We start from the raw sequence: 16,351 nt of genomic DNA, 5'->3' as shown, positions 1-16,351 counted from the left end.
GCACTCGCCATTCTTTCTCAGTGCGCACCTAGCGAAAACGTATACCCCGGAAAATTCCGCAGCACCTTCTTGTCCATAGTTGCAAGCCGTACCCCTAGCTGCACCGCCAGCGCCACGAACTCGCAGTCATAGGCTGAGCACTCACTGCTGCGCACCAAATCCAAAACCGCATACGAATCCAGCTCGTACTCCTGTCCGCGCAACAAGGCCTCGGCCTCACGCTGGATCGCATAGGCTTGCTCAAACGTCAGCGTGCCGCGCCGCAGATAGCCTGCCAGGATGTTGCGAAATTCGCTGCGCCACAGAGCGGGGGCGACCCAATCGGCATCCTGGCGCAAGAGGTCTTCCGCCTGCTCGGTAAAGTCACCTGGCAGGTAAAGATAGGCCAGAATATTGGTATCGACAACGATCACGCACGGCCCTCTTCGCGCAGTTGGGCAATGTCTGCGGCGGTGAACGCGCCTGTGGGCAAGGCCTGGCGCAACTGCCGGGCGCGGGTCAGGCGCTCTTCCACGGGTGATTTCTGTGGCAGCAAAATGGCCTCCAGGCACACGAGTACCTCACTATTCAAGCTCCGGCGGTGGGCATCTGCAGCCTGTTTGAGGCGGCCATACAGGGCATCGGGGATGTTTTTTAACGTCAAGGTCGTGGACATAGCGGATCCAACCAAAATGGAACCATTATGGTTTCACCTGCGACAAAGATCAAGCTGGCAAAAGTGCCCTCTGTCATCAAGTCTTCATGCCGTACACCGATGCTGGCGCAGCGGCATGTCGCCGTTGCCACCTTTGCGAGACTTTTATGACTTCCAACAGCACGCCCGCCATCGAACTACCGACCGAGATTTTCGACGAAGAGTTTGAAACCGTAGGCGACCACCACCGCATGGCGGCGCACCACTTTGCGGCGGCGGCCAAGCTGCATTTGCAGGCCGCCACGGCCGATGACGAAGGCGACGACGAGGCTGCGGCCCGCCACGCCTACACAGCCTACCGCCACCAGCTCAACGGCGTGCAGTACGCCGAGATTGCGGTGATGGACAGTGAAACAATGGAAGACGAAGACAGCGTAGAAATCGCTGCCGATTAAGACAAAACGCAGCAGCGTTGAAATGCTCTTCTTTTAATAGCTACTAGCGCAAGCAGAATCTACGCTAGAGGCCTATTTTTTCTAAATTTAGAGCAGATCAACCCGCCGCAGCAGCCCGCAGCTTGTCCTTCTTGCTGGGCCGTTTGCCTTTGATGCCGCCGTTGGTCTGCGCGGGCAGGGACGGTACGGCCAGTTCTACCGGCTCAAATCCCACCACTTCTTCGCGCGGCAGGCTCAGGCCCTGGCGCTTTTCGATAAGGGCGAAGTGGGCTTCGGTGTCGGCGGTAATGAAGCTAAACGCCTCGCCGCTTTGCCCGGCGCGGCCGGTGCGGCCGATGCGGTGCACGTAATCGACGGCAGAGCGCGGCAGGTCGTAATTGACGACTACCGGCAATTCGGCCACGTCGATGCCGCGCGCGGCCAGGTCGGTGGCCACCACCACGTGCACACGCCCGGCCTTGAAGTCGTCCAGCACCTGGGTGCGTTTGCCCTGGCTGAGCTGGCCGTGGAAGGGTTCGGCCCAGATGTCGGCCTTGCGCAGCTTGTCAGCCACGATCTCGGCGGAGAACTTGGTAGCCACAAACACCAGCACGCGCTGCCAGCTGTTCGTCTGCACCAGGTGGCGCAGCAACTGGGTGCGGCGGCTGGCATCCACGGCGATGGCGCGCTGGGCAATGGCGGGCGCGGCGGTGTGGGTAGTGTGAATCGTGGGTAGGGCGGCCATCTCGATGCGCACCGGGTCGCGCAGGAGCTGGACGGCCAGGGCGTCGATGGCGGGCGGGAAGGTGGCCGAGAACAACAGGTTCTGGCGCTGGGCGGGCAGCAGCGTGAGCACGCGGGCCAGCTCTTCGGCAAAGCCCAGGTCGAGCAGGCGGTCGGCCTCGTCCAGCACCAGCGCCGCCACGTTAGACAGTTGCAGGGCGTTGTGGCCCACCAGATCGAGCAAACGGCCCGGCGTGGCGACCACGATGTCGGCCCCGCCGCGCAGCCCCATCATCTGCGGGTTGATGGACACGCCACCAAAGACCACCGCAATTTTTAACGGCTGTGGCAGGTGCTGGGCCAGGCCACGGAACACCTCGGCCACCTGGGCCGCCAGTTCGCGTGTGGGCACCAGCACCAGCACGCGGGGGCGGCGCTTGCCGTCTTGGCGCGGCGCGTCCATCAGGCGCTGCAGCAGGGGCAAGGCGAAGGCGGCGGTTTTGCCCGAGCCGGTGGGGGCTGCGGCCCACACATCCGCCCCGCGCACGATGGCCGGAATGGCCGAGGTCTGGATGGCGGTAGGCGCGGTAAAGCCCTGTTCGCGCACGGCGCGCAGCAAGGCGGGAGCAAGTCCCAGGGAGGCAAATGGCATGGGGGCACGTCGGGCAGGACGACAAGAAGGGGGTGGGCAGTTTAACCCCGCACGCCAGGCAGCCAAATCGTTTGCGTGTTAAATTCAACGCTAGCGCATGTGCTGCCTGCGTAATTTGCTATTAATTTTATAGCGCACGCACCCGGCCTGCTGGCGACATCCCACCCGCCCGATACCGTACCGACCCGTGAAAGAAAGCCGCAGTTGAGCGACGATTTTGACTCCCTGTTCGACACACCCCCCACGGCGGCTGCGCCTGCCGCAGGCGTGGCCAGCACAGCGGTAACCCCCGCCCTGCCCAGCATCGCCACGCCCGCGATGGCGTCGCCCACAGAAGCCGCGCCGGAAGAAGATGCCACACCAGCGATGTGGATTGCGCTCTACAAACCGGGTACCGATGTGCAATACCAGGGCGAACGCCATACGGTAAGCCATGTGCATATCAGCAGAAAAGGCCTGTTCGTCCGGCTGAAAGAAAAAGACGGCGTAGTGCCCGCTGAAAAAGTCGACGTTCCCCTGACCCGGGTGGTCTTGCCATCGGGCGCATACCAGCCACTGCAGGCCCTGCTGTCAGCCCCCAAGCCGCCCGGTCCGGCGCGCACCAAATAACCCACCGAAAGCTTCATGTACGACATTCTCAAACTCCTCCACCTCGCCGCCGCCATCGTCTGGATGGGTGGCATGACATGCATGCTGTTTGCGCTGCGGCCTGCCGCCTTGCTGGCGCTGGAGGCGCAGCCCCGTGCCCGGCTGATGGTGCAGGTATGGCAGCGGTTTTTCCGGCTGGTGCTGGGCGCCATCGTGCTGCTGCTGGCCACGGGTGGGCATATGTTCGGCAGCGGCATGAAAGCGGCCACATCCGGGGGTGGCAGCGTGCCGCTGGGCTGGGCGGTGATGGCCGGCCTGGGCGTGGTGATGGTGCTGGCGTTTGGGCACATCCAGTTTGCCGGATTCGCCCAGTTCAAACGCGCGGTGGCGGCAGCCGAATGGCCGTTAGCGGCCAAGGCTGCTGGAAAAATCCACACCCTGGTGGTGCTGAACTTTGTGCTGGGCTGGGTGGCCATTGCAGCCGTGCGGCTGTTGCACTAACTTTCACATTAAACCGCTCAAGTCACAGGCCACCCTGCCGATATACTTATATCGTCAGGAGACTCGCCATGAATATCGCCAGCACCGCCGCCGTGCAGTCCGCCACCGCGGCTGCTCAAGCCCCAACGTCCGACAGCCTGAATATCCGGGTGCTGAAAAAAGCCCTGGACGCACAGGCCGTGGCGGCCCAGGCGCTGATCGAATCCATCCCCCAGCCTGCAGCGGCACCCGCGCTGGCTACTAGTGGTAGCCTGGGCACCCAACTCAATACCTACGCCTGAAGTTTTCAGCCATAAAAGAGCTACTGGCGCATATAAAACATGCGCCAGTAGCTCTTTTTTTAATAGCAAATTACTCTTCCAGTAGCGAGCGCAGCATCCACGCGGTTTGCTCGTGCACCGTAAGGCGCTGGGTCAGCAAGTCGGCGGTGGGCTGGTCGTTGGCTTTGTCGGCCACCGGGAACAGTTCGCGGGCGGTGCGCGCCACGGCCTCGTGGCCCTGCACCAGGATGCGCACCATCTCCAGTGCCTTGGGCGGAGTGGCGGGTGCATCGGGCACCGAGGCCAGCTGGCTGAACTGCGCATACGAGCCCGGCGCGGCATGGCCCAGCGAGCGGATGCGTTCGGCCACCGGGTCTACCGCCGCCCACAGCTCGGTGTACTGCACCATGAACATCTGGTGCAGGGTGTTGAACATCGGGCCGGTCACGTTCCAGTGGAAATTGTGGGTGGTGAGGTACAGCGTGTAGGTGTCGGCCAGCAGGCGGCTCAGCCCTTTGGCGATGGCCGCGCGGTCTTTGTCACCAATGCCGATGTTGATGCTGGGTGCAGATTTGGCGGAAGCGGTGGCAGACTTTTTCATGGTTTCCTTGGATTAACAGCTTAAAAAAGAGACCGGCTTATTTCCGGCCTACCAGGTACTCTACCCCCTCAGGCCCGTAGTGCTCGGAGTGCGGCGTCAGCGCAGACAGATGGAACACCTGGCCCGCCGAATAAACCTGCTCCACACCGGCCACGGTAATGGTCAGCCCACCCTGGAGCACCAAGGCCTTGGCCTCGAATGCATGGGTGTGCACATCCGTGTTGCCATTGGGTTCGCGGGCCACGGTGACCGGCGTGTCGAAGCCTTCCAGGGCCAGAGTATCGGTAAATTCTTGGCGTTGCATATTGGCTCCTGGTGGGTGATTTACGAGATTTTCGCCAAAACCTGCAGCGGCTGCTGGCCCGCGCCCAAGCGGCCTCAAAGCCTCTGGGATAAAGTGCCGCCATGACTTTACCCGCCCTGTCCCATTGCATTCCCGTACCCCTCGCCAAAGCCTACCGGCTGATGAACCACGGCCCCGTCGTGCTGGTGTCATCGGCCCACAGCGGCAATGTCAATGTGATGGCCGCGGCCTGGGCCATGCCGCTGGACTTCGACCCGCCCAAGGTGATGGTGGTAATCGACAAGGCCACCCTGACGCGGCTACTGGTGGAGGCCAGCGGAGTGTTTGCCCTGAACATCCCCTGCGTGGCCATGGCAGCGCTTACCCTGGCAGTAGGAACCGACAGCCCCCGTACCGTGCCGGGCAAACTGGCGCAGCACGGCATCACCACCATTGCCGCCAGCCAGATCGCCGCGCCGCTGGTGCAAGGCTGCGTAGCCTGGCTGGAGTGCCGGGTGCTGCCCGAGCCGCACAACCAGGGCCAGTACGACCTGTTCATCGCCGAAGTGGTGGCTGCCTGGGCCGACGAACGCGTGTTCAGCGATGGCCGCTGGCACTTCGATGCCGCACCCGACACGCTGCGGACCCTGCACTACGTGGCCGGTGGGCAGTTTTATGCCACCGGACAGTCGGTGCAGGTCGGGACCTGATCAGCCCGCAGGCTCTAACAAGCGCGCGAACCTGAGCGCCAAAAACTCCACCAGCGTCCGCACCCGGCTGGGCACAAAGCGGCCGCTGGGCAGCAGGGCGTGCAGCGGATAGGGTTCGGTGCCCCAGGAGGGAAATAGGGCCTGGCCCTGGGGGTGAGCCCCAGGGCCCGGGTTGGGCGTCCAAACAAACGCGAGCCCAGCTGGATTTCCAGCCGCTTGAGGGTGGCGCTGGCAGCCGCCGGGGTGCCGCCACGGGCGGTGCAGATGAGCGCCTGCAGGTAGGCCACATTTTCAATTTTCGTTTGAAAGTGCCTCCGTCCAAAGCCACCTTATCAATACGCTTGTCGCTCTAAAGTCGGATCGTCTTCACACGGACCCTGTACGAAAACCATCGGATACCACACCAATTCACCCTTGAGCCACCCCGAAGCCCCGCTCAAAAGCGGCACCGCCCACGGCAAGGTAGTGCTGGCGGGGTTTTCGTTTGCCTGGCAGCCAGACGCTATAGAATCACTAGCGACTCGTGCAGGTATTACCTGCGCTAGAGCCTGTTTTAGTTGTCAAACTGGCGGTGGCCCGGACCACCGCGTCCGGAGCCACGGTCATCGCGACCATGGTCGTTACGGTCATTGCCGCGGCCGTGGTCATCGTGGCCACGGCCTTGGCGTGGGCCGTCACGCCGGTCGTGCTCGGGGCGCGGGCCACCGTGTGGCGGTGCCCACCAGCGGTTGCGCTCGTTGACCTGCACAAAGTACACCGGCCGACCACAGGCGTTGTAGCGCCCGCAGTAGCGGCGCCAGTTTTTGGAGTGGCCCGGTGGCACATACAGGTACAGCGGCGGCTCGGCGATGGGGCCACGCTGGACCAGCATGGGCTGGGCATACAAAACCGGCGGCGGTGGCCGCGAGCCAAAGTTGATCTGGCCATACACGCCGGGCGCAATGGCGCCGCCGACCGTGCCGTTGATGTACATGTCTTGCGCCTGGGCCACGCCAGCGCCCAACCCGCAGGCCAGTGCCAGCAGGGCCGCCGCGGAGCAAGAACCGGCACGGGACAAAAATCGAGAAAAAGGAACCAAGGGGTGGGGCATGCAGCGCTCTCGTTGTGATTTATCAAACTCAATGTTCAACGTGGGAGTGCGGCAGGTAGAAGACAGTTCCAGGTTTTAAATTGTTTCTTGCTACAAAATAAATAGCTGCCATCGCAGGTTTTATCTGCGCCAAAGACTATTTTTAACCTCTATTTTTTACACCACCGGGCTGCGCCGAAACCCGCATCAGGCCTTGAAGTGGGCCGCGTCGATGCCGTGGCGGGCTAGCAGCGCGTAGAAATCGGTACGGTTGCGGTGGGCCAATTTGGCGGCCTGGGCGACGCTGCCGTTGGTGATTTTGAGCAGCTGCGACAGGTAGCCGCGCTCAAATTCTTTGCGCGCCTCGTCCAGCGGCAGCAGCTCGTTGCCCTGGCTGCTCAACGCGCTTTGCACCAGGCTGGCGGCGATGAGGGAGCCGGTGCACAGCACCACGCATTTCTCCACCACGTTCTGCAGCTGCCGCACATTGCCGGGCCAGGCGGCCTTGCTGAGCTGCTCCAGCCCCCCGGGTGCAAACGCGGTGATGGACTTGGCGTAGCGCTGCGCCAGGCTGCGCATAAAGTGGTTGGCCAGCAGCACCACGTCTTCGCGGCGCTCGGCCAGGGGCGGCAGGGTCAGACCAACCACATTCAGGCGGTAAAACAGGTCTTCGCGAAAGCGCCCTGCCGCCACCTCGTCGGACAGCAGGCGGTTAGAGGCCGAAATCACCCGCACGTCCACCTTGTGCGACTTGGCGGCCCCCACCGGCCGCACCTCGCGCTCTTGCAGCACGCGCAGCAGTTTGACCTGCATGGTCAGGGGCAGGTCGGCAATTTCGTCGAGAAAAATCGTGCCCCGGTGGGCGCTGGTGAACAGGCCGACGCTGTCGCGCACGGCACCGGTAAATGCGCCCTTGACGTGGCCAAACAGCTCGGATTCGACCAGGTTTTCGGGGATGGCCCCGCAGTTCACCGCCACCAGCGGCCCGGCACCGCGGGGGCTGGAGGCGTGCAAGGCCCGGGCCAGCAGTTCTTTGCCGGTACCGCTTTCGCCGTAGATCAGCACCGAGGCATCGCTTTGGGCCATCAGTCGGGCCTCGGCCAGCAGCTTCTCCATCAACGGGCTGCGGGTGACGATGGCTTCGCGCCAGGTTTCGCCGCCGTCTTCGCTGGGCATGTCGGCCCCCAGGGCAGATGACACGGCCAGCGCGCGGTCGACTTCGCGCATCAGATCTGCACCCTCAAACGGTTTGGTGATGTAGCCAAACACGCCGCGCTGCATGGCCTTGACGGCATGGGCAATGGTGCCGTTGGCGGTCAGCATCAGCACCGGCAGCAGCGGGTAGCGGCGGTGCACGGCCTCGAACAGCTGCAGGCCGTCCATGCCCGGCATCTGCAGGTCGGTGATCATGGTGTGCGGAAGCGCATGCTCCAGCTTGGCCAGCGCGGCGGCTCCGCTGGCGGCTTCGATGGCGGTATGGCCTTCGTAGTGCAGGCGCAGCGCCAGCAGGCGCAGCAGCGCGGGGTCGTCGTCCACGATCAAGATGCGGGCCATGCGGTCAGTCGGCGGGGGTGGCTGGCACGTATTGCTGCAGCACCGCGCGCAATTGTGCAAAGTTGAACGGCTTGGTCACATAGCCGCTGGCACCCAAGCGCAGAGCTTCTTCCAGGCGCTCGGGTTCTGCGCTAGCCGATAAAAAGATGAAGGGAACGCGTTGCAATCCCGTGTGGTGCTGGAGCGCGGCCAGCACCTCCATGCCGTTCATCGGGGACATCATCACATCGCACAAAATCAGCGCGGGCAGACTGTCTTGCGCCGCTTGCAGGCCCTGTTGGCCGTTGGCCGCGCCGATGCCCTCATGGCCTTCCAGCCGGATGAAACGCAGCAGGTTTGCACGGATCGGAGCTTCGTCTTCGATCACCAAAATACGCGCCATGTCTGTTCCCGGTATGCCAACGGATCGTGAAACCAGCCTGCCCGGGCAGGTGTGGCGTAACGAAGCGTGTACTGCCTGGGTCGACGTATTTTATAAGCGTGCGCCGCCGGGAGAAAGCGGCGCTAGATGCGGACAGAAAAGCAGGTGCCCTGCGGCAGCAGGCTGCGCACCTCGATGCTGCCGCCGTGCAGGTCCACCGCGTTCTTGACGATGGACAGCCCCAGGCCGGTGCCCTGGATATCGCCGACATTGGACGCGCGGTGAAACGGCTCGAACAAATGCGCCCGCTCGCCCTCCGGGATGCCGATGCCCTGGTCGGATACTTCAAACACCAGGCCCCCGTCCACCGGGAACACCCGAAAGCCCACGGTGCCCCCCTGCGGCGAATATTTGAGGGCGTTGGACAGCAGGTTGCCAAAAATATGGCGCAGCAGTTTCTCGTCAAACACGCCGCTGGCGGGCATGTCGGCAAAGTCGGTCTGCCATGCACAGCGGGTCTCGGGCTGCTGGATACGGGCATCTTCCACCAGGCTGAGGCACAGCCCCGCCAAGTCCAACGGCTGGGGCTGGAATTCCAGCATCTGCGCCTCGGCCTTGCCCAGCAGCAACACCCGGTCCAGCATGCGCGTCATGCGCTGCACGCCGCCTTCGATGGTGTGGATGACTTCGGCTTTTTCAGCCTCAGGCAGGCGGTCGCCGTAGTATTTGAGCAGCTCGGCCGACGACAAAATGATGGCCAGCGGGGTACGGAACTCGTGCGAGGCCATGGAGATGAAGCGCGACTTCATGTCGTTGAGCTCCGACTGTTTGTGCAGCGTCAGCCGCTGGGTGTGCTCGGCATGCACACGGGCGGTAGCATCCACCACAAACAGCAAGGTGGCATCGCGCTTGCCCCATTCGATCTTCACGGCCGACAGCTCCAGCGAACGCTCTTCGCCCTGCTGCGTGACGATGCGCAGGCTGTAGAACGACTCGACGTCCTCGCCGCGCAGCCGGCGCTCGTGGCGGTCCAGCATGACCGCCACATCGTCCGGGTGCACGGTCGCGGTAAAGGGGCTGGACAACAAAAATTCCAACGAATGGCCGACGATGCGCACCAGGCTGGGGTTGGCAAACACCATGCGCCGGTCTTGCACCACCACCACGCCCACGCCCACGTTTTCGATCACAGTACGGTAGCGCGTCTCGGATTTGCGCACCTCGTCCAGCGCCTGGTGGCGCTCGATGGCACTGCTGACGTGGTTGGCCACAAAAGACAAAATATCCACGTCCGACGCGCTGTAGCCGATGCCCGGCGCGTAGCCCTGCACCACCAGCAGGCCGCTGACCACGCCCTGGATGTACATGGGTACGCCCAGCCAGCTGGTAAAGCTCAGGTCGCCGCTGGCTTCGGTGATATCGCCCGCCGCTTGGAGTACCAGAAACCGCGCATGGTCAATGAGTTGCGGCCGCCCGGTGCGCAGCACGTATTCCGACAAGCCCTTGCGGTAGGGCACATCGTTGCACTGCATCACATCGCCATCGCGCTCGTCCACGTAATACGGGAAATTGAGCACGTGCTTGGCCGCGTCGTACAGGCACACATAGCAATTCTTGGCATACAGCAGCTCGCCCAGCAGGCCGTGCACGGTTTGCAAAAAGTCGTAGAACGACAGATCGGCTGCCGCACGCTCGGCAATGCGGTAGAACACCCTCTGCAGGGTTTCGGCCTTTTTTTGCTCCAGCGCTTCGGCCTGTAGCTCACGGGTGCGCTGCGCCAGCCACAGATCGGCAGCAATGTGCTGCTGGATTTTTTCCGCCTGCAGGTTCTGATAGTCCGCTTGCAGGGCTTGGTACTGCTGTTGCAGTTGCTGTATCTGGGCGTGCAGGTCGGCTTCAGAAACCATGGTGTGGGATGGGCCGCCGTGTGGGGGCACATCGGCAGGCTCAAGGGCGGGTTCATGGGCGAGGTGGGCACCCATTATGGGCGGCAACGCGGCCTGTGGGGGTACCGGCAACAACTGCGCAGGCCTGTTGTGCGGCATGCCGCACTGGAGCATACCGGTCGCCTTGCAGGCGTACATCGCCTGGTCGGCAGCGTGCAGCAGGTGCGGCAAATCCAGTCCATCGTCCGGGTACATGGCCTGCCCGATGCTGGCGCCTACCGACAGCGTCGTACCCGAGTCCAGATGCACCGGCTCGCGCAGGGTGGACAGCAGCTTGCGGCACATCTGCAGCACCTCGCGCGCGCCCTGCGCCGACTCGATCAGCACCACAAACTCGTCACCGCCCAGGCGCGCCACCGTGTCGCTGGCCCGCATCGCCGCCACCAGCCGCCGCGCCACCTCGACCAGCACCGTGTCGCCCGCGGCATGGCCGTAGCGGTCGTTGATGGCCTTGAAGCCATCCAGGTCCAGCATCAGCAACCCGCAGTACACGCCGCTGCGCTGTGCCCGCTCTGCGGCGCCCTGGAAGCGATCTTGCAGCAGCTTGCGGTTGGCCAGCCCGGTCAGGGTGTCGTGGTGGGCCAGAATTTCCAGCTGCTGCTGGCGCGCGCGCAGCTGGGTGATCACCTCTTGCAACTCGGCCGTACGCTCGGCGACCTGCTGCGCCAGTTGCTGCCCCAACAGCGTCGCCATGGTCTACTGGAAACCTGCCGCCGCTACGGAGGACGTGTCGCCGTCGGACGGTGCCTGTGCGTCAGACGCACGCCGTGGCCGTGTGAACGGCTTCAGCGTGCGGTACGACGTGCCCGCTGTGTCCGAAGACGCTGGCGGTGCCGATGCCACCCCCGCGATCACCAACACCAAGATCAAAGCCAAGGGCACCAGCACCAGCATGAGAAGAATGGACATGGAAGACACCTGTAGTGAGAGTCAAATACCGGGTAGCACTGTCTGCAACAGACCGGAGATACTTCACAAGATATGTGCCAATAAAAATATCCAATGGAATCAACGCTCTGGCGGGTACGCGGGATGGCAGTCTGTCGGGAATCACCGACAAGTCCACGGCCTGGTTGCGGGGAAGTCCATGGAATCAAGGGCTTACGGTGTCGGTGGAAACCGACATTTTCTGGCCAGCCCCGCTCAGCCCTATTGCTATTTAAATAAGAGCTGTATGTGCAGGTGAAATATAGGCTAGAGGCCTAAATAGCTTAAATCTTTAAGATGGGTTGGTGCCACTACCATCCCCGCCCGGCAGTACACCCGATTCAACAGATCACCGAAATGCCTGAAACAAGGTTTTTGCCGAAGGATTTATGTACTGGATGGCAGAACCAATGGCAAAAAACGCAACCACCATTAGCAGACCAAAGACCCAGGTTCTGCGAACCATAAAACGCCAATACTGGTCGAGCCGCCTGGGCCTCAAAATGCGGCGCACCAACAAACCACCAATCACAAATTCAAGAACAATTTCAGCCAGATACCCTGCCAGCAAATCCGTCGTCAGCCAAGGCAGGTAGCCCATGAATAGCGCCACCAACAATACCGCTCCAATCAACCAGATCACGAACAGCAGAGCACTCAAAGGGTCATCCCCCACGCTAATCAAGTCACCCAGCCCGTCAAAATGCCCCAGCTTCTTTCTCGCGCTCTCCATTTCCTGGTCGTACTGAACCTGTTCTTCGGCTGTCGCGTGTGAAGGTACCTCGGCAGCCGACCCTCGCCGCATATTCCACCAGCGCGCATACCACCAGCCACCCAACACAAAGCCCACAAAATAGACTGCGCCAGCGCCCGCCGCATAACGTACGGCCATGGAATGCACATGGCCGATATGCAAAATCGCGGCACTGGTGAGGAAGCCAATGGCCGAAACCCAAAGCATCAACAACCATCCATGGAGCCTGAGAAGACCCCGCTGGCGAGGATTTATTTTGGATAAGGACACAACGGTTGGAGCGCTAGGCTGGAAGGAATATGCCTGCATTCTCCCCTGCCTTTTCAGGTTGGGCACTTCATCTGTTGCTGGTAAAAATTGCTCCGAACACTACAAAATAAATAGCTACTCCTCCAGGCAGAACCTACGCCAGCGGCACTTTTTACTCAAATTCTCCTCACTCTCCATCCAACAACCCCTCCTTCACCCCCAGCCGCCCCCCTGCCAACTTTTATTGACCAGATCTGACATTGCCCCTCGCCCCCAGGGGTAAGACTGGGGGGGAGGGGCACACGTCGCGCCCTAGGCGCGACGTGGCGCGCAGCGCCACCGATCTCGATCCCCGGGGCCCCCCTCTGTATGCGCCGAGGAGCGCAGCTTTGGGCGGATCAGGGCTGGCGTTGTTTGAGCCGAAGGCGAGTTTAGCCAGACCCCGACCAAAGCGAAGCACCGCAGGCTCCCGTAGCGCAAGCGGAGGGCGCAGACAATGGGGGCGCTTTTCTTTTGCGCAAAAGAAAAGTTACTGCGCCGCCGGGCGCATACCCGGCTAGCGGCATACACGCCGCTCACTACCGCATTGGCACCCAATACGACGGTTTCTCTAGGCTATAGTGACTTTCAAACTTTCACTACTCATCCCCGACTTGGTGTGGTCTTTGTAGCCATAGGCGTCTGTAAATCTTGATTTGAACCTTATGGCCGACCCAATCGCAGTCTCCGTTGCAATCCTTGCATTAGCAATATCAGCCACAACAGCTTGGCTTACTCTGTTACGACGCGGCACCGTCAAAATGACGCAGCCAACAGTCATATTTTTTGGACCCGACGCACCCCGTTTAGGTGGCAAAGCGTCTCCGCCAAAGATCTTTTTGCGTAGTCTGCTTTTCTCCACATCAAAACGTGGCCGCGTCATTGAAAGCATGCACGCAACCCTATCTCGCAACGAGACCCATCAGAACTTCAATATTTGGGTTTATGGAGATGAAAAGTTGGTTCGAGGCAGTGGCTTATTCATTGGAGAAACAGGCATCGCGACAAACCACCACTTTCTAACGCCGAAAGATGGCAGCAATTTCAATTTTTCAGAAGGTACATATCGATTGAAAGTCTTCGCACATCTCCTTGGCGATCAAGAAAAGAGATTGCTGTTCGCCCAATCCCTCGAAATCAAACATGAAGTCGCCGCAGCATTAGAAGTGCCAGGAACTGGTTTGTACTTCGATTGGGGGCCAGACTCGTCACAGTACTTAACACACGTTGATAAGCGTCCTCAAATACCAGCCCCCGATGGATTTGTTGAACGGTTAGGTTTAAAAGGTCGCTAAACCTAGCTAGCAAATAACTCACGCACTACAAAATAAATAGCTACTCCCGCAGGCAGCACGTGCGCCAGCGGCACTTTTATTTAAATCCCCCTCACTCTCCATCCAACAAGCCCTCCTTCACCGCCAGCCGCACCAGCCCGGTGATGTCGCTCACCCCCAGCTTGCCCATCACGCGCGATCGGTAGGTCTCCACCGTCTTGGCGGACAAGTTCAAGGTGTGGGCGATGCTGCTGCTAGCCTGCCCGCGCACCACCAGGTTCAGCACCTGGCGCTCGCGCTGCGACAGGGTGTGCAGCGGCTCCAGCGGGGCGCCGGGGTCGGCGGGCAGCAGGGCTTCCTGGGCCACGCGCTCGATGGCGACGCTCCAGTAGTGCTGGCCGCAGCAAGCCTGGCGCAGGGCGGTGATGACCTCGGCCCCGGACGCGCCCTTGAGCACGTAGCCCATGGCCCCCATGCGCACGGCATCCATCACCTGGCGGGGCTGGGCCATCATGCTCAGCACGACGACGCGGCTGGGGATTTTGCGGCGCTGCAGCTCGGCCAGCAGCTCGTGGCCAGAGCGCTCGCCCAGCGACAGATCCAGCAGCACGCAGTCGGGTGGGGCACGGACGATGTCGTGCAAGGCAGTGGGCAGGTCGCCGCTTTCGCCCACCACGTTAAAACCAGACGGCTCCAGCAGCGCCCGCAGGCCCTCGCGCAGGATGGCGTGGTCATCGACCAGGTAAACGCTGTCAGTCATGGGGAATAGCTCAGTTCGATGACGGTGCCGCGCTCGTTGTCGGCGGTGCGGGCACTCAAATGGGCACCGATGGCCTGGGAGCGCTCGCGCATGCCCACCAGGCCCAGGTGGCCGGGTTTCAGGGCCTGGCCGATGGGGCCCAGGCCGATGCCGTCGTCTTGCACCATCAGGCGCAGGCCCAGCGTGCCCAGCGGTTCGATGCCCACGGTGAGGCTTTGGCAGCGGGCATGGCACAGGGCGTTGCCGATGGCTTCGCGGGCCACCATGAAGACGGCGTATTCGACCTCGGGGTTCCAGCGGCGGTCGGCCATGGCGGGGGGGATGTGCAGGCGCAGGGCCACCGCGCTGTGGTTGGCGGCTTCGGCCTGGACTTCGTTGTCCAGCGCCACGCCCAGGCCATGTTCTTGCAGCAGCGGCGGGCGCAGCTCGACCAGCACCTGGCGCACCTCGCGCATGCCGCGGTCGATCATGCCGGACACGCGGGTCCAGCTTTTGTCGATGGCCGGCGTGGCGCTGGGCGGCAGCTGGGCGCGCAGGGCATCGACCGAGATGCGCAGGGTGGTGAGGGTCTGTCCGAGCTGGTCGTGCAGCAACTGGGCCAGGCGCTGGTTGGTTTGCTGCTCGGCCTCCATCAGCTGGCGCGACAGGGCCGAGAGCTGCTCGCGGTAGTGCCGCAGGGCCTGCTCGGATTCGACCCGCTCGGTTACGTCGCGGGCGGTCAGGGTGACGAGGATGTCGCCGTTGACGCGGGTTTCGCTGGCCGAAGCCTCCAGGTGCAGCGCGGCCCCGTCGTGGCGCTTGCCCGACAGGGTGCGCACCGCGCCGATCAGGCCGGGCAGGTCCGAATGGGGCAGCACATCCGCCAACGGCAGGCCCAGCAGCTGAATGGCGCTGCGGCCAAAGATGCGCTGGGCAGCGGGGTTGCTGAAGACCACGCAGGCTTGCGCGTCCAGGCCCAAAATCGCGTCGCTGGTGGTGGAGACAATGGCCGACAGCAGGGCTTCGCTGTCGCGGATTTTTTGCTCGGCCAGGCGGCGGTCGCTCAGGTCGCGGGCCACCAACACCACGGCCACCACGGTATTGACTTCATCGGTCCGCGGATACAGCAGCAGGTTGCCCCAGAAACGCCCCTCGGGCTGGCGCGGCAGCCAGCCTTCAAATTCCATGCGCGCACCGCCCGCCGCACCGTCCAGCAATGCCGGCCAATGCGCGGGCAGGTCCAGCACCTGCGCCAGGTCCTGGCCCAGCACCTCTAGCGCGGGCAAGCCAAACAGGGTCTGCACATTGCGGTTCCAGCTTTGCACCCGGCCCAGTGGCGAGAGCTGCAGCATGGCGATGTCTACCGCCGCGTCCACCAGCAGATCAACCTGCTGCTTGGCAGCGCGCACGGCGGTGTGGGCGCGCAGCTCTTCGCTGATGTCGGTGTGGGTGCCCAGGTAGCCGATGAATACGTCGCCCTCGAACAGCGGCGTGGTGTACCACTGCACCCAGGCCACATGGCCATCGCGGCGCAGTTGCACGCCGCGCCCGTGCAGCGATATGCGTTCAGTGCGCATGCGGTGCAGAGTGTGGTTCAGGTTGACCACCTGGTCGGGCAGTATCCACAGGCCTACCGGGGAGCGGCCCACGGCTTCGTCGGCACCAAAACCGGTCATCAACTCGCTGGCGCGGTTCTGGTAGACCACGTTGAAGTCGGCGTCGTACAGCACCAGGCCCACCGGCATCTCGCGCAGCAGTTGCCACACGCGGTGGCTGTTGGAGACCAGCACCGATTCGGCCTGGGCCTCGCCACGCTGGTCCAGCAGGTCGGCCTCGCTGAGCCAGCGCCACACCGCGCCCTGGCCGAAGCGGGGGTCGTTTTGCAGCTTTTGCTCGCTGTAGCCGGGCACGCCCGGCAGGCCGTCGGCACCCAGGCGGTCGGTCAGAAGTGGGGGGGTGTCGTGCATGGTGTGCAAGTGTGCCGCATCGGCTCGCACTCAGGGATACCCATAGTACGGGTGTCAAACTTTCCCTACATACCGCAGCGCCCGTC

General features: G+C 62.6%; 20 protein-coding genes. 6 read left to right on the top strand and 14 right to left on the bottom strand.

Annotation, left to right across the window (positions count from 1 at the left end; genetic code table 11):
- Positions 1 to 17 precede the first annotated feature (17 nt).
- Together AC097L_RS09495 and AC097L_RS09490 are read right to left on the bottom strand one after the other, a co-directional pair.
- Positions 18 to 413 (bottom strand): type II toxin-antitoxin system VapC family toxin, encoded by a 396-nt coding sequence (locus tag AC097L_RS09495; RefSeq protein ID WP_479586084.1) that lies wholly within the window; start codon positions 411 to 413, stop codon positions 18 to 20.
- A complete protein-coding gene (locus AC097L_RS09490) occupies positions 410 to 655 on the bottom strand; it encodes a FitA-like ribbon-helix-helix domain-containing protein (RefSeq protein WP_479586083.1) in 246 nt (81 codons plus the stop codon). The genes AC097L_RS09495 and AC097L_RS09490 overlap by 4 nt, the downstream gene beginning before the upstream one ends.
- Before the next feature lie 146 nt (positions 656 to 801).
- Between AC097L_RS09490 and AC097L_RS09485 the strand changes: the two genes are divergently transcribed.
- Positions 802 to 1,089, top strand: coding sequence for a hypothetical protein (locus tag AC097L_RS09485; RefSeq protein WP_479586082.1), 288 nt, complete (start codon positions 802 to 804; stop codon positions 1,087 to 1,089).
- A 97-nt stretch (positions 1,090 to 1,186) separates the two neighbouring features.
- Here the strand turns inward: AC097L_RS09485 and AC097L_RS09480 are convergent, their stop codons facing one another.
- Positions 1,187 to 2,443: a DEAD/DEAH box helicase gene (locus AC097L_RS09480; RefSeq protein ID WP_479586081.1), complete on the bottom strand. Its 1,257-nt coding sequence runs from the start codon at positions 2,441 to 2,443 to the stop codon at positions 1,187 to 1,189.
- 204 nt (positions 2,444 to 2,647) lie between these two features.
- On the opposite strand from AC097L_RS09480, the gene AC097L_RS09475 reads away from it, so the two are divergent.
- The 3 genes from AC097L_RS09475 to AC097L_RS09465 all read left to right on the top strand — a co-directional run bounded on the left by AC097L_RS09475 (position 2,648) and on the right by AC097L_RS09465 (position 3,813).
- A complete protein-coding gene (locus AC097L_RS09475; protein ID WP_479586080.1) occupies positions 2,648 to 3,052 on the top strand; it encodes a hypothetical protein in 405 nt (134 codons plus the stop codon).
- A 15-nt stretch (positions 3,053 to 3,067) separates the two neighbouring features.
- Entirely contained in the window at positions 3,068 to 3,532 is a 465-nt protein-coding gene (locus AC097L_RS09470; RefSeq protein WP_479586079.1) for a hypothetical protein, read from the top strand.
- A 68-nt stretch (positions 3,533 to 3,600) separates the two neighbouring features.
- Positions 3,601 to 3,813, top strand: coding sequence for a putative motility protein (locus AC097L_RS09465; protein WP_479586078.1), 213 nt, complete (start codon positions 3,601 to 3,603; stop codon positions 3,811 to 3,813).
- Between the two features lie 70 nt (positions 3,814 to 3,883).
- Here the strand turns inward: AC097L_RS09465 and AC097L_RS09460 are convergent, their stop codons facing one another.
- Together AC097L_RS09460 and AC097L_RS09455 are read right to left on the bottom strand one after the other, a co-directional pair.
- Complete coding sequence (locus AC097L_RS09460; RefSeq protein ID WP_479586077.1) at positions 3,884 to 4,393, bottom strand: Dps family protein; 510 nt, start codon at positions 4,391 to 4,393, stop codon at positions 3,884 to 3,886.
- Positions 4,394 to 4,430: 37 nt separating this feature from the next.
- On the bottom strand, positions 4,431 to 4,697 hold the full coding sequence (locus tag AC097L_RS09455; RefSeq protein ID WP_479586076.1) for a cupin domain-containing protein: 267 nt from the start codon (positions 4,695 to 4,697) through the stop codon (positions 4,431 to 4,433).
- A 101-nt stretch (positions 4,698 to 4,798) separates the two neighbouring features.
- Here AC097L_RS09455 and AC097L_RS09450 point away from each other — a divergent pair, with 101 nt between their 5' ends.
- Positions 4,799 to 5,386 (top strand): flavin reductase family protein, encoded by a 588-nt coding sequence (locus AC097L_RS09450; RefSeq protein ID WP_479586075.1) that lies wholly within the window; start codon positions 4,799 to 4,801, stop codon positions 5,384 to 5,386.
- Between the two features lie 14 nt (positions 5,387 to 5,400).
- Here AC097L_RS09450 and AC097L_RS09445 read toward each other — a convergent pair whose 3' ends face one another.
- The 7 genes from AC097L_RS09445 to AC097L_RS09415 all read right to left on the bottom strand — a co-directional run bounded on the left by AC097L_RS09445 (position 5,401) and on the right by AC097L_RS09415 (position 12,204).
- The gene (locus AC097L_RS09445; protein WP_479586074.1) at positions 5,401 to 5,673 is read right to left on the bottom strand and encodes a helix-turn-helix domain-containing protein; all 273 of its coding nucleotides are present in this window, start codon (positions 5,671 to 5,673) and stop codon (positions 5,401 to 5,403) included.
- Between the two features lie 266 nt (positions 5,674 to 5,939).
- Positions 5,940 to 6,476, bottom strand: a complete 537-nt coding sequence (locus AC097L_RS09440) for a hypothetical protein (RefSeq protein WP_479586073.1) — start codon at positions 6,474 to 6,476, stop codon at positions 5,940 to 5,942.
- Positions 6,477 to 6,662: 186 nt separating this feature from the next.
- Positions 6,663 to 8,009 carry a sigma-54-dependent transcriptional regulator gene (locus AC097L_RS09435; RefSeq protein WP_479586072.1) on the bottom strand — a complete coding sequence of 449 codons (1,347 nt, stop codon included), beginning with the start codon at positions 8,007 to 8,009 and terminating at the stop codon, positions 6,663 to 6,665.
- Positions 8,010 to 8,013: 4 nt separating this feature from the next.
- Positions 8,014 to 8,391 (bottom strand): response regulator, encoded by a 378-nt coding sequence (locus AC097L_RS09430; protein WP_479586071.1) that lies wholly within the window; start codon positions 8,389 to 8,391, stop codon positions 8,014 to 8,016.
- A 122-nt stretch (positions 8,392 to 8,513) separates the two neighbouring features.
- Positions 8,514 to 11,009, bottom strand: coding sequence for a GAF domain-containing sensor histidine kinase (locus AC097L_RS09425; protein ID WP_479586070.1), 2,496 nt, complete (start codon positions 11,007 to 11,009; stop codon positions 8,514 to 8,516).
- Positions 11,010 to 11,012: 3 nt separating this feature from the next.
- A complete protein-coding gene (locus AC097L_RS09420; protein ID WP_479586069.1) occupies positions 11,013 to 11,225 on the bottom strand; it encodes a hypothetical protein in 213 nt (70 codons plus the stop codon).
- 367 nt (positions 11,226 to 11,592) lie between these two features.
- Positions 11,593 to 12,204, bottom strand: coding sequence for a hypothetical protein (locus tag AC097L_RS09415; RefSeq protein ID WP_479586068.1), 612 nt, complete (start codon positions 12,202 to 12,204; stop codon positions 11,593 to 11,595).
- Positions 12,205 to 12,950: 746 nt separating this feature from the next.
- Here AC097L_RS09415 and AC097L_RS09410 point away from each other — a divergent pair.
- Entirely contained in the window at positions 12,951 to 13,580 is a 630-nt protein-coding gene (locus AC097L_RS09410; RefSeq protein ID WP_479586067.1) for a hypothetical protein, read from the top strand.
- A gap of 91 nt (positions 13,581 to 13,671) precedes the next feature.
- Here the strand turns inward: AC097L_RS09410 and AC097L_RS09405 are convergent, their stop codons facing one another.
- Entirely contained in the window at positions 13,672 to 14,319 is a 648-nt protein-coding gene (locus AC097L_RS09405) for a response regulator (protein WP_479586066.1), read from the bottom strand.
- Positions 14,316 to 16,265, bottom strand: coding sequence for a sensor histidine kinase (locus AC097L_RS09400; RefSeq protein ID WP_479586065.1), 1,950 nt, complete (start codon positions 16,263 to 16,265; stop codon positions 14,316 to 14,318). The genes AC097L_RS09405 and AC097L_RS09400 overlap by 4 nt, the downstream gene beginning before the upstream one ends.
- Positions 16,266 to 16,351 lie beyond the last annotated feature (86 nt).

The sequence above is a fragment of the Rhodoferax sp. RT5P35 genome, assembly GCF_056521385.1.
This window is presented reverse-complemented; position numbering and strand designations above follow the sequence as displayed.

What these genes read in the sequence shown, in the direction of transcription:
- AC097L_RS09430 (WP_479586071.1), bottom strand. Translation starts at nt 8,391, where the DNA reads ATGGCGCGTATTTTGGTGATCGAAGACGAAGCTCCGATCCGTGCAAAC.
- AC097L_RS09490 (WP_479586083.1), bottom strand. Translation starts at nt 655, where the DNA reads ATGTCCACGACCTTGACGTTAAAAAACATCCCCGATGCCCTGTATGGC.
- AC097L_RS09455 (WP_479586076.1), bottom strand. Translation starts at nt 4,697, where the DNA reads ATGCAACGCCAAGAATTTACCGATACTCTGGCCCTGGAAGGCTTCGAC.
- AC097L_RS09460 (WP_479586077.1), bottom strand. Translation starts at nt 4,393, where the DNA reads ATGAAAAAGTCTGCCACCGCTTCCGCCAAATCTGCACCCAGCATCAAC.
- AC097L_RS09480 (WP_479586081.1), bottom strand. Translation starts at nt 2,443, where the DNA reads ATGCCATTTGCCTCCCTGGGACTTGCTCCCGCCTTGCTGCGCGCCGTG.
- AC097L_RS09425 (WP_479586070.1), bottom strand. Translation starts at nt 11,009, where the DNA reads ATGGCGACGCTGTTGGGGCAGCAACTGGCGCAGCAGGTCGCCGAGCGT.
- AC097L_RS09410 (WP_479586067.1), top strand. Translation starts at nt 12,951, where the DNA reads ATGGCCGACCCAATCGCAGTCTCCGTTGCAATCCTTGCATTAGCAATA.
- AC097L_RS09400 (WP_479586065.1), bottom strand. Translation starts at nt 16,265, where the DNA reads ATGCACGACACCCCCCCACTTCTGACCGACCGCCTGGGTGCCGACGGC.
- AC097L_RS09465 (WP_479586078.1), top strand. Translation starts at nt 3,601, where the DNA reads ATGAATATCGCCAGCACCGCCGCCGTGCAGTCCGCCACCGCGGCTGCT.
- AC097L_RS09415 (WP_479586068.1), bottom strand. Translation starts at nt 12,204, where the DNA reads ATGCTTTGGGTTTCGGCCATTGGCTTCCTCACCAGTGCCGCGATTTTG.
- AC097L_RS09450 (WP_479586075.1), top strand. Translation starts at nt 4,799, where the DNA reads ATGACTTTACCCGCCCTGTCCCATTGCATTCCCGTACCCCTCGCCAAA.
- AC097L_RS09440 (WP_479586073.1), bottom strand. Translation starts at nt 6,476, where the DNA reads ATGCCCCACCCCTTGGTTCCTTTTTCTCGATTTTTGTCCCGTGCCGGT.
- AC097L_RS09435 (WP_479586072.1), bottom strand. Translation starts at nt 8,009, where the DNA reads ATGGCCCGCATCTTGATCGTGGACGACGACCCCGCGCTGCTGCGCCTG.
- AC097L_RS09470 (WP_479586079.1), top strand. Translation starts at nt 3,068, where the DNA reads ATGTACGACATTCTCAAACTCCTCCACCTCGCCGCCGCCATCGTCTGG.
- AC097L_RS09485 (WP_479586082.1), top strand. Translation starts at nt 802, where the DNA reads ATGACTTCCAACAGCACGCCCGCCATCGAACTACCGACCGAGATTTTC.
- AC097L_RS09420 (WP_479586069.1), bottom strand. Translation starts at nt 11,225, where the DNA reads ATGTCCATTCTTCTCATGCTGGTGCTGGTGCCCTTGGCTTTGATCTTG.
- AC097L_RS09405 (WP_479586066.1), bottom strand. Translation starts at nt 14,319, where the DNA reads ATGACTGACAGCGTTTACCTGGTCGATGACCACGCCATCCTGCGCGAG.